This is a genomic window from Micromonospora sp. DT68 (assembly GCF_049847245.1).
Lineage (GTDB): Bacteria > Actinomycetota > Actinomycetes > Mycobacteriales > Micromonosporaceae > Micromonospora > Micromonospora profundi.
The window spans coordinates 1-9,558 of sequence record NZ_JBNCNZ010000039.1 but is presented as its reverse complement, the minus strand read 5'-3'; the positions used below and the strand labels follow the sequence as shown (position 1 = coordinate 9,558).

Below are 9,558 nucleotides of genomic sequence, written 5' to 3'. Positions count from 1 at the left end.
CTTGCTGCCACCAACAGCGGCGCTTCTACTCCAAGCCCCACAAGTCAGACACCGTCACGACTTTGCCGGGGCCCTGGGGTGGCGGTGGTCTCGGTGGTCGGAGGCCGCCCCTCGGTGGGCCCTGGCATTGACGATGTCTCAGTCGCGCAGGCGGTGAGCGCCGCCGTCGCGACGATGCTGGCAACCGCCCCGGACACCCTGCGCTGCTCAACGCTGGACATGTCAGCCTCGCTGCCGGGTCGGACGGATGATGATTTCGTTGACGTCGACGTCCGCAGGCTGATCGACAGCGAACGAGATGGCCCGCGCGATGGCATCCGGCGAGATCGAGTTCTTGCGGTACTCCCTCATCGCCTCGCGGGCGACCGGATCGCTGATCGTCTCGGCCAACTCGGGCTCGACGACGCCGGGCGTGATAGTGGTGACCCGCAGGCTCGGGTCAGCACGCGATCAACCAGATCCTCGGTGCGCACGAGCGAATCGACGTCCTCATCCACAACGCCGGTCACATGGTCACGGGGCCCACCGAGGCCTTCACGCCCGAGCAGCTCGCGGAGCTGTACGACGTGAACGTGCTGTCGACGCAGCGGGTCAACCGCGCCGCCCTGCCCAGCATGCGCAAGGCGCGGCAGGGCCTGGTTCTCTGGGTGTCCAGCACCAGCGTCAAGGGTGGCACCCCGCCCTACCTGGCCCCGTACTTCGCGGCCAAGGCCGCGATGGACTCTCTCGCTGTCAGCTACGCCGCCGAGCTGGCCCGCTGGGGAGTGGAGACCTCAATCGTCGTTCCTGGCGCGTTCACCCGCGGCACCAACCACTTCGCACACTCGGGTCGCCCGTCTGACAGCGCTGTCATCGCGGAGTACGACACCCAGTACGCCGGGCTGGTCGATCAGGTGGGCGAAAAGCTCGCCGCGCTGTTCCCCGAGGACGCCGAGGCGTACCTGGTCTCCGACGAGATCGCCCGCATCGTCGCACTGCCCGCCGGGAAGCGCCCGTACCGGGTCACCGTCGACCCGGCCGACGACGGTTCCGCTGAGGTATCGGAGGTCGCCGACCGGGTTCGGCACGATTTCCTCACCCGGCTGGGCCTCGCCGACCTGCTCACGGTGCACCCCGTCGACGCCTGACGCTGCCCTTCCCCCTCACCTCTCAGCGAGCCGGCCTGCAGGTGTAGAGCACTGAAGCGACGATGCGTCCGCTACGGATGCTGCGTGCCGGGATCTTGTTGTCCATTACGGCCTTGCTCTCGGCACGACAAGGGCGGCTGGTGCGTCGACTATTCGGTGCACCAGCCGCCCTTCGGCGTCTGCGAGCCGCCGGCCTTGGCTCTCATGTCGCCATTCAACATGAGCCGCCGCAATTGCTACGCCTGACAGGTGCGCTGTTGGCCGCGCCGGCTCGGGCAGCCAACGGGACAAGGCGACTGGTCCGAGCGCTGGCGTGCGCGGTCGGCGGCAGATTCGCGGCCTGTAATGGCCGGAACACGAGGCTGATGGGGTCAGTGTGGGTCAGCCGAGGCGACTGTCGGAAAGGCCCGGCGCACTTCCGCCAGGAACTCAGCCCGCCCAGCTGCGTAGGTGTTGACTGCCGCCCAGAGCGCCTCCAACGCAGCCTGCAACGGATCCGACTCGACAGCGGCCGGAAGCGCCGGCAGTGCCATCGCGACTGGGTCCACCGGGGCGTCGAGAGCTGTGCGGAGCGGGTCAGCCGGGCTCCGACCTGCCGGGCGCAGCGACAGCAGAACGAACCTGACGGCCGACGTGCCCAGGATGCGCGTCCGCAGCGCTGTCGGGTCAGCGAATTCGGCGGGTAGCGGCAGGCCCCGATCCAGCGCCGTCCACGCCGGCGTCAGCCAGTCGAGGTCGGCAATGCCGGCGACGGTGAAAGCTCGCCGCGCCGCCCAGATCGCGATCTGCCGCTGCGTGACGGCGTCAACTCCAGCCACCCCGTCGACAAGGTCCCGGTCCAGCAGGACGATGCCAAAGATGTTGCCGCGAACCCGCCGGAGCCGCTCACTCGGCGGGCGCCCGCCCCAGCGCCGCAACTCATCTCGCATGCGGTACTCCTGCTCGCGACGTTCCCGCTCCAGCCGATTGAGCTTCTCCGCCTCGACCTGCTCCCACAGGGTCGGCGGGGGCGGCAACGCGCACGCCCAGGCGTGCCAGTAGGCGGCGGCGCCGCTGGTCTGGCGGAGGATCGCGTCGGTGCGCGTCACGCCGTCACCCGGGCCGCCGCCCGTTGTGCCCTCCGGCCACAAGCACAGCAGGTAGCGGTCCGGCCGTCGATCCAGGTAGGTGTGGCCGCCCTCGTCACGCTCGTCCGGGTCGAGCCCGCCGAACGGGTCGCGCCCTTCGTCCATGCCCGTGGCGCAGTACCGCACGCGGTAGGCCGGCTGCCGGGTGGTCTCCTGCCCTTCGGAGGCCAACGGCAGCCGGCCAAGTGAGCCTTCACCCCACGGGACCAGGTCGGCCACCGCCGCCCTCGGCAGAAACGACACCTCCACCACCTCCTCCCACTCCTCCGCTGCCGCCGGCGGCTCAACGTCGTGCAACTCGACGGTGAACCGGACCCGCCCGGAGTGCGTACCGGTCATCAGGAACAGCGCGCCCGGTTGGCCGGCCCCGCAGAGGCCGTTCGCCTGCCCGGCGAACGCCTCGTGCATGTCCGGCAGTTCACGACTCGTCACGTAGATCTGCCCGTAGGCGACCGGAGCCTTGCCGTCGAAGAGAACGCGCATCGACACATCCTGTCATCGACGAGCGAGCGCCCGCTGTCTCCACAAAGCGGCAATCACGCCGACGACCAACCGAATCGTCGGTGGCTGACCGGGCCGCCCTACTTCGGGGACTCCATGTCCACTTCCGGCCCCCGGCGGCCGTCAGCCAGGGTGCGTCACACCCCCGCAGACCGCCCTGGCGACCGGCCGTCCGTGGCTATCTTTGGGGCATGGACGGCACCAATCCACTCGGCGACTTCCTGCGCGCCCGGCGTGAAATGACAAGCCCCGAGGAGGTCAGCATCGTCTCCTCGGGCCGACGCCGGACGCCGGGTCTGCGGCGGGAGGAAGTCGCCCAACTGTCCGGGGTCAGCACCGACTACTACACCCGTCTGGAGCAGGGGCGGGAACAGCACCCGTCCGACCAGGTGCTGGACGCCCTGGCCCGCGCCCTCGGACTCGACCCCGAGGAGACGGCACACCTGCACCTGCTGACCAGGACCAGCCGCGCTCCCGTCCGCAGGGGGCGCCGCGAGACCGTCCGGCCGAGCCTGCTGCGCCTGATGGACGGCTGGCTGCACACCCCCGCACTGATCATCGACCGCAGAATGGACATGCTGGCCGGCAACCGGTTGGGGCGCGCCCTGTTCGCCAAGGCGTTCGAGGAAGACGAGCCCAACCTCGTCCGGTTCGTCTTCCTCAGCCCGGCAGCCCGCTCCTTCTACCCCCACTGGAAGCAGGTCGCGCAGTCCAGCCTCGGTGCGCTGCGCGCCGCCGCCGGCGACCTGCTTAACGACGCCCGACTCACCGACCTCGTCGGGGAGCTGTCCCTGAAGAGCCCCGAATTCCGCCAACTGTGGGCACGTCACGACGTACGGGGAAAGACCCACGAGGCCAAGGTGTTCCACCATCACGACGTCGGCGAGTTGACCCTCACCTACGACTCCCTCACCGTCGACGGATCGACGGGCCAGCAACTGATCGTCTACCAGGCCGAGGCAGGCAGCCGGTCGGCGCAGGCATTGGCGCTGCTGGGAACGGTGGCCGCCGAACTTCCCACCCCAGCACCGGTACGGCGCTAGGCCACCGAAAACGCATTGCCTGGGTTCCCGGACCTCGGGCAGCCTTCCACAATGATCAAAACCCTTGTGCTGACCGAGGACGACTGGAAGACCTGGCGGGAACTGCGGCTCGCCGCGCTGACCGATGCACCGTACGCCTTCGGCGCCCAACTTGCGGACTGGCAGGGCGACAACGACCGCGAGGACCGCTGGCGCGGCCGGCTGGCCATCCCCGGTTCGTACAACGTGGTGGCGATGCTCGACGGGCAGCCCGTCGGAATGGCCAGCGGAGTGCCGACCGATCAGGACGGCGTCGTCGAGCTGATCTCGATGTACGTGGCACCGGTGGGCCGTGGCCGGGGCGTCGGCGACCACCTCGTACATGCGGTCGAGCAGTGGGCCCGGCAGGTCGGCGCAGGGACGCTACGGCTGGGCGTGGTGCAGGACAACAAGCATGCCTGGGCGCTCTACCAGCGAACCGGCTTCCACGACGCCGGCGAACTCGGCAGCCACATGCCCGACGGCATCCGTCAGGAGCACATCATGGTCAAGCGCCTCGCCGCTTAGCGCCAGCCTCCGTTCGTCGGCGGCAGAGGCGCTCCATGTGGGAGACGGGCGGAAGCCCAGGCCGATGACCTGGGCTTCCGTACCGAGCCGGCTGACTTTTGTGGTGCCGGCGGGACTCAGTCGTTCGTGGACGCTGCTGGTCCCGTCGTGGCGTACCGGGCGGCGGTGGTGCGGACGGCCTCGTCGACTACCTGAGCGACGCGTTCGGCACTCACCTCCCAGCCCGGCACCAGGAGTGTCGGCCAGAAGACGTAGTTGGAGATCATGCCCAGGAACTGGGTGGCGGCGAGTTCCACATCCTCGACCCGCACCGTTCCCGCCTCGTGCTCAGCCTGGAGATAGCTGCGTACGGACTCGAAGTAAGGCATCTTTCCCTGCGAGAACTGCGCATGGGCCAGCTCAGGAAACCGCGGCAGCTCGGCGATGACGATCCTGAACAGGTCGGTCATCTGGGCACGGCCCAGCAGCTCGGCGTACCGGCGACCGATGATGCTCAGCCCGTCGACGACGTTACCCGCTGGCGGAGGATCCTCCTCGCCGGCGGTCGACCAGGACGCGGTCACTATGGCGTCGAACAGGGCGGCTTTGCTCGGAAACTGCTTGAACAACGTGGCCCGCGAGACGCCCGAGCGCTCGGCGATCCGCGCCAGCGACGTCCGGTCGTAGCCCAACTCGAGAAACAGTGCGGTCGCGGCCGCCACGATCAGCTCGCGCTTCTCCTGGGCGACGCGCTGGTGATACGTCGTCACGACCCTGCTCATGGGCCGAGCATACGAGGTGAGTGGCTTGACTCACCACTCCCCCCGACCTAGCATCGGTGAATGGCGAGTCGACCGACTCACCACTGACCGCCGTTCATCACTGATGACCCTCGGTCAGTCACCCACGTACCGAAGGAACGTCTGATGCCTCGCTTCGACAACCAGACAGTGCTCGTGACCGGTGGGACCGGCGGCCAGGGCTCAAGCCACGTGCGCGCCTTCCACGCGGAGGGAGCGAACGTGGTGATCGGCGACATCGACGCCGAACGCGGCGCCGCTCTCGCCGACGAGCTCGGGACCCGCGCCCGCTTCGTCCGCCTTCACGTCACCGACGAGAGCTCGTGGTCCGCCGCTGTGCTGGCCGCCGAGAGCGCCTTCGGCGCCCTGAACGTGCTCGTCAACAACGCGGGCGTGCAAAACCCGCCGGCAACGATCGAAGACACGGAGCAGGCCACGTGGTCGCGCATCCTCACCATCAACCTCACCGGGACTTTCCTCGGCATCAAGGCCGCAGCCCCCGCTCTGCGCCGCGCGGCAGGGGGAGCAATCGTCAACATCGCCTCGACAATGGGCCTGGGCGGCACGGCCCACTACGCGCCGTACGTCGCCAGCAAGTGGGCCGTACGAGGCCTCACCCAGACGGCAGCACTCGAACTCGGCCGCGACCACATCCGGGTGAACACCATCCACCCCGGCGTGATCGCCACCCCCTTCATCCACGAACCGGCAGCCGGCGCAGCCACGGCAATCGCCGACTTCTACTCGCCCGAGCCGTTCGCCATCCCCCGGCTCGGAGAGCCCACCGACGTCAGCTGTCTCCTCCTGTTCCTCACCTCATCGGACGCCTCGTTCATCACCGGCTCGGAGTACGTCATCGACGGTGGACTCCTCCTCGGCCCCGCCCTTCAGGCCGCGACCGCATGAGCACCCCAGACACGACCGGGTCGAACGACACCACAGAGGACGCGTCTCTGTCCCACCTGCCCGATCACATCCGACGCGCCATCGAGATCACCCCCGCCGCCGGCACCAGCGAACGGATCATCGACATCACGACGCTCGGGCGCCGCACCGGCCGCGCACGCCGCATCGAGATCTTCTTCTACCGGGCTGCAGGCGCCACCTACCTGTGCAGCGGCGCCGGCGGTGCCGCTACCGACTGGCATGCGAACCTTCTCGCCAACCCCAACTTCACCGTCCACCTCAAGAACGGGATCCGCGCCGATCTGCCCGCACGGGCCACGCCTGTCACCAACCCAGCGGAACGTCAGGCCGTGCTGGCGGAGATCGTCGCGGACCTCAATCAACCCCACGACCCCGGAACGATCAGGCCGACCCGGCTCGAAGACTGGGCCGACAGCCGGCTGATGCGCATCAGCTTCCGCCATCGGCCGTGATCGCCTGCGGCGTCGACCCACGCTTGGCGGCGGGTTATGCGTAAGGGGCGACTGCGAGCGTCACCCGCTGTGGCCCCGTCCGTGGAATGATCACTGGCCGTGCGCCCCTCGCGTGTCCTGCTGATGGTGTCCGCCGCGGCCGCCGCACTGTCGGTGCTCGCGGAGCTGGTCTCCGCCGGGAGGCCGGCAATGCAGTTTGGTCTCGCCTCATCGGCCGCGCTGGTCGGGTACGTGCTGCTCGCCGGCCCGGCAGTGCCGCGCGTACGGCTGGCGCTGGTTGCCGGCATCGGGCTATTCGCGGTGTTCATGGCCGTGGAGCTCTGGTGGCTCCCGAGGCAGCCGGGTGATGTCCTCTGGATGACCCCCTTCTACGCGCCGCTGGACGGTAGTGGCGCGTCCATGGGACCGGTCGAGAACCCGCCGACCATGCTGGATCAGTGGCGGCAGATGATCGATCATGAGCGGTTCAGCGCCGTCGGGCTGCTACTCGGGGTGCTCTGCCTCGCGGTGGCGGTGATTGCCCTGCCAGTTCGACAGCAACCAATGTCCACGGAGTTCGCCGGAATCGTCGCCGTGCTGCAGCTCGCCGTGGTCGGTGCGAACGTCTGGTCCCGGGTCGACGGAGCCCCGCTGCGCGGCCTGCTCGGGGCGGGATGGGCGGCCTTGCTGGCGGCCCTGATGGCGACGGGGGTGGTGGCTCTGTCAGGTGCGCGCGTTGACCGGGCTGCGCTCGTGCCGCTCGGGGCGCTGCTGGTCGCGGTGTCGACTGCCGTCGCCTTCGAAGACCTCAGCAGCACCTGGTTGACCTGGTGGAAGTTCTCGAACGGCAGTGACGACGTCGTGGCCGATGCCGCCATCGCCGTGTCGGTGGCCGGCCCGACGGACGTATCGGCGGCAAGCTCGTTGGATGTGTCGGCAGCGGTGCGAACCGCCGTGGCGCTCGCCGGGCCCGCGCTGCTCGCGGTCGGCTCCCTTACCGCTTCCCGCGACACCGATCGGACCTAGCCGCGATCCCGCATCTGGCTCCGAACTGTCAGCTTGGGAATCTCACAAGATCTCCCAGGGTGACAAGGTGGAGCGCCCTACCGAACGACCTTGTCACCCTGGCCCTGGCCTGCTCGGCTCTGCCTGGGTCGGTGGCTGGCGGGATGGCATCCCACTACCCACGAACCGGAACCGTTCGGCAACCTCATCCCGGAGTCGTCCAGCCCCCGCCGGAGGCATGCCTTTCATTGGCCGGCGCGCCGGCCAATGCCGGCGCTTGCGCCGCCAGCAGGCCGAGCGCGGCCGGCGCGGCTTGCTGGCGGGCTGCCTTGATTCAGAAAGCTCAACGCATGCCGACGGGCGCCGAGCTCTCGGACTCCACGCATATCATCCCGCAATGGCTCCCAGGACCTTGTTGGCACGCGGTGGATTAACCTATGTCGATCGCCGTGACTTCACCCGCGGCGATTCACCACGTGTCGTCAAGCGGATGCGCTGGCCGTCGGTATGCCTCTGGGTCGAGGACAGCAAGTTGACTTTCTCGTCGCGCGCCGGCTCCGACGTGCTGCAACACGCTGAGGTAACCGCCCTGCCATACGGACCGGTCTTGGGCGGGCATTGGGCCATTGCACTCGCAGTGTCCTTCGGGACCGCAGAACGTGATCACGTTCTGCTCTTCTGGACGCCTCGTGCGCGAGCAGTCCTTCGGCAACTGGCTCGGCTCGGGTGGGATGCCGACCCCCGCGCAGACGACTTCGTCACGTAGCCGAACACGCCCGAGTGCACGCACCTCGGCGCGGTCGCCAACGTGGAGGCCGCCGTGCAGATCGTCCTCTGAGCTACCGGGGGATGCTCAGGCGCCTAACCTCAGCTTGGGAATCAGGTTGAGTCGCGGCCCCCGGTCCTGGTGCCGGCTGGTCGTGGATGCTCGGGCGACCCGGCCCTGCGCTGCGACGCACCGCCGCTGGCCGATGTTGACCGTTGTATCGGGCACGGATCGGGCACGGATCGGACACGGACTCAGGTGAAGCTGAGGCGCTTGAATCTCTAAGCCGCGAGACCATGGCAGATACACCCAAAGTGGACCGGCCCGGCCTTCTGGCCTGGCTTGGGGTCCTCGGTGTCTCCCAACCTTTCGCATGCGTCTTCACGGTTGTGCCGGATCTGCGCCCGATGATCTTTAATTACCCGCTTACGACGACGGCTGACGGTGAGCGCCGCCAGGAGCTGTGCACGCTTGGCCTCGAAGTGGCCCAAGGCCTCTTCCCAGCGCTCAGCCGACTCTTCCCCCGGCTGACTCGGGCGCGCCCGCCGCTGCGGCGGGCGCATTGAGACGCCCCGCGTGATTAATCACTGCTGAGCAAAGAAGTACGACACAAGGTGTCAGGTTTTTGATCGAACATGGTTCACCGGTCGGCGTCGGTGGTGGACGTGAACCGGCCTTACGAATAGATAAGGACCTCGATGCGCGAAACGTCGGAAGATCTCAAAGAGCTCCAGAGCCTCCTGGACTCCTCTCTGTCCCGCTCCACCTCGCATCTTCGCTCAATCATCACTGAGCGCACCCTGACCGCGGAGCAGCTCACCCAGGTACTCACCGGCATGTGCACCCTTGCCCTTTCCACCGTGACGGCGAAGGGCGAGCCGCGGATCAGCGGCGTGGACGGGCATTTCCTACACGGCAAGTGGCATTTCGGGACGGCGCCCAGCGCCGCCAAGGCCCGCCACCTCGTCGCCCGGCCGGCCGCCAGCGTCGCGCACATGCGTGGCGAGGACTTGGGCGTTTTCACGCACGGTACGGTCGAGATCCTCAACCCTCAGGACAGTGAGGCTGCCGCGGACTGGCCAGACCTGCTCAACTACTTCAAGGACTTCTACGGCGACGACGCCTTCGACTGGGACAACGACGTGGTCTACTACCGGCTACACCCGCACTGGATGACCGTCTACGCCCCAGACGTCGACAAGCTCATCGCCAAGTGACCCCAGGCTAGCTAGTGCTCTGACCACGAACGTTCACGGTGTTGGATGACACGCCGTGGGGCCTGTCGGCTGGGCGGCGTCGGGGCGGT

The 9,558-nt window shown here is 68.2% G+C and carries 10 protein-coding genes; 7 read left to right on the top strand and 3 right to left on the bottom strand.

Translation table 11 applies throughout. The annotated features are described in order from the left end of the window. Nucleotides 1–222 precede the first annotated feature (222 nt). Nucleotides 223–390: a hypothetical protein gene (locus ACPXB1_RS30420; RefSeq protein WP_355588164.1), complete on the bottom strand. Its 168-nt coding sequence runs from the start codon at nucleotides 388–390 to the stop codon at nucleotides 223–225. Nucleotides 391–449: 59 nt separating this feature from the next. Here ACPXB1_RS30420 and ACPXB1_RS30415 point away from each other — a divergent pair, with 59 nt between their 5' ends. After that, a complete protein-coding gene (locus ACPXB1_RS30415) occupies nucleotides 450–1,127 on the top strand; it encodes an SDR family NAD(P)-dependent oxidoreductase (RefSeq protein WP_355588510.1) in 678 nt (225 codons plus the stop codon). A gap of 371 nt (nucleotides 1,128–1,498) precedes the next feature. Here the strand turns inward: ACPXB1_RS30415 and ACPXB1_RS30410 are convergent, their stop codons facing one another. Continuing rightward, nucleotides 1,499–2,737, bottom strand: a complete 1,239-nt coding sequence (locus ACPXB1_RS30410) for a hypothetical protein (RefSeq protein ID WP_425736150.1) — start codon at nucleotides 2,735–2,737, stop codon at nucleotides 1,499–1,501. A 209-nt stretch (nucleotides 2,738–2,946) separates the two neighbouring features. Here ACPXB1_RS30410 and ACPXB1_RS30405 point away from each other — a divergent pair, with 209 nt between their 5' ends. Together ACPXB1_RS30405 and ACPXB1_RS30400 are read left to right on the top strand one after the other, a co-directional pair. Beyond that, nucleotides 2,947–3,798 (top strand): helix-turn-helix transcriptional regulator, encoded by an 852-nt coding sequence (locus ACPXB1_RS30405; protein ID WP_355588160.1) that lies wholly within the window; start codon nucleotides 2,947–2,949, stop codon nucleotides 3,796–3,798. Nucleotides 3,799–3,849: 51 nt separating this feature from the next. Beyond that, the gene (locus ACPXB1_RS30400; protein ID WP_355588158.1) at nucleotides 3,850–4,344 is read left to right on the top strand and encodes a GNAT family N-acetyltransferase; all 495 of its coding nucleotides are present in this window, start codon (nucleotides 3,850–3,852) and stop codon (nucleotides 4,342–4,344) included. Between the two features lie 116 nt (nucleotides 4,345–4,460). Here the strand turns inward: ACPXB1_RS30400 and ACPXB1_RS30395 are convergent, their stop codons facing one another. Then, a complete protein-coding gene (locus tag ACPXB1_RS30395) occupies nucleotides 4,461–5,105 on the bottom strand; it encodes a TetR/AcrR family transcriptional regulator (protein ID WP_355588156.1) in 645 nt (214 codons plus the stop codon). 144 nt (nucleotides 5,106–5,249) lie between these two features. Between ACPXB1_RS30395 and ACPXB1_RS30390 the strand changes: the two genes are divergently transcribed. From ACPXB1_RS30390 to ACPXB1_RS30375, 4 genes are all read left to right on the top strand, one after another. Beyond that, the gene (locus ACPXB1_RS30390; protein ID WP_425736149.1) at nucleotides 5,250–6,029 is read left to right on the top strand and encodes a glucose 1-dehydrogenase; all 780 of its coding nucleotides are present in this window, start codon (nucleotides 5,250–5,252) and stop codon (nucleotides 6,027–6,029) included. Further along, nucleotides 6,026–6,502 carry a nitroreductase/quinone reductase family protein gene (locus ACPXB1_RS30385; protein ID WP_355588153.1) on the top strand — a complete coding sequence of 159 codons (477 nt, stop codon included), beginning with the start codon at nucleotides 6,026–6,028 and terminating at the stop codon, nucleotides 6,500–6,502. The genes ACPXB1_RS30390 and ACPXB1_RS30385 overlap by 4 nt, the downstream gene beginning before the upstream one ends. 123 nt (nucleotides 6,503–6,625) lie before the next feature. Next, a complete protein-coding gene (locus tag ACPXB1_RS30380) occupies nucleotides 6,626–7,507 on the top strand; it encodes a hypothetical protein (RefSeq protein ID WP_355588151.1) in 882 nt (293 codons plus the stop codon). A gap of 1,443 nt (nucleotides 7,508–8,950) precedes the next feature. Further along, nucleotides 8,951–9,469, top strand: coding sequence for a pyridoxamine 5'-phosphate oxidase family protein (locus ACPXB1_RS30375; RefSeq protein WP_425736148.1), 519 nt, complete (start codon nucleotides 8,951–8,953; stop codon nucleotides 9,467–9,469). The last annotated feature ends 89 nt before the right edge of the window (nucleotides 9,470–9,558 follow it).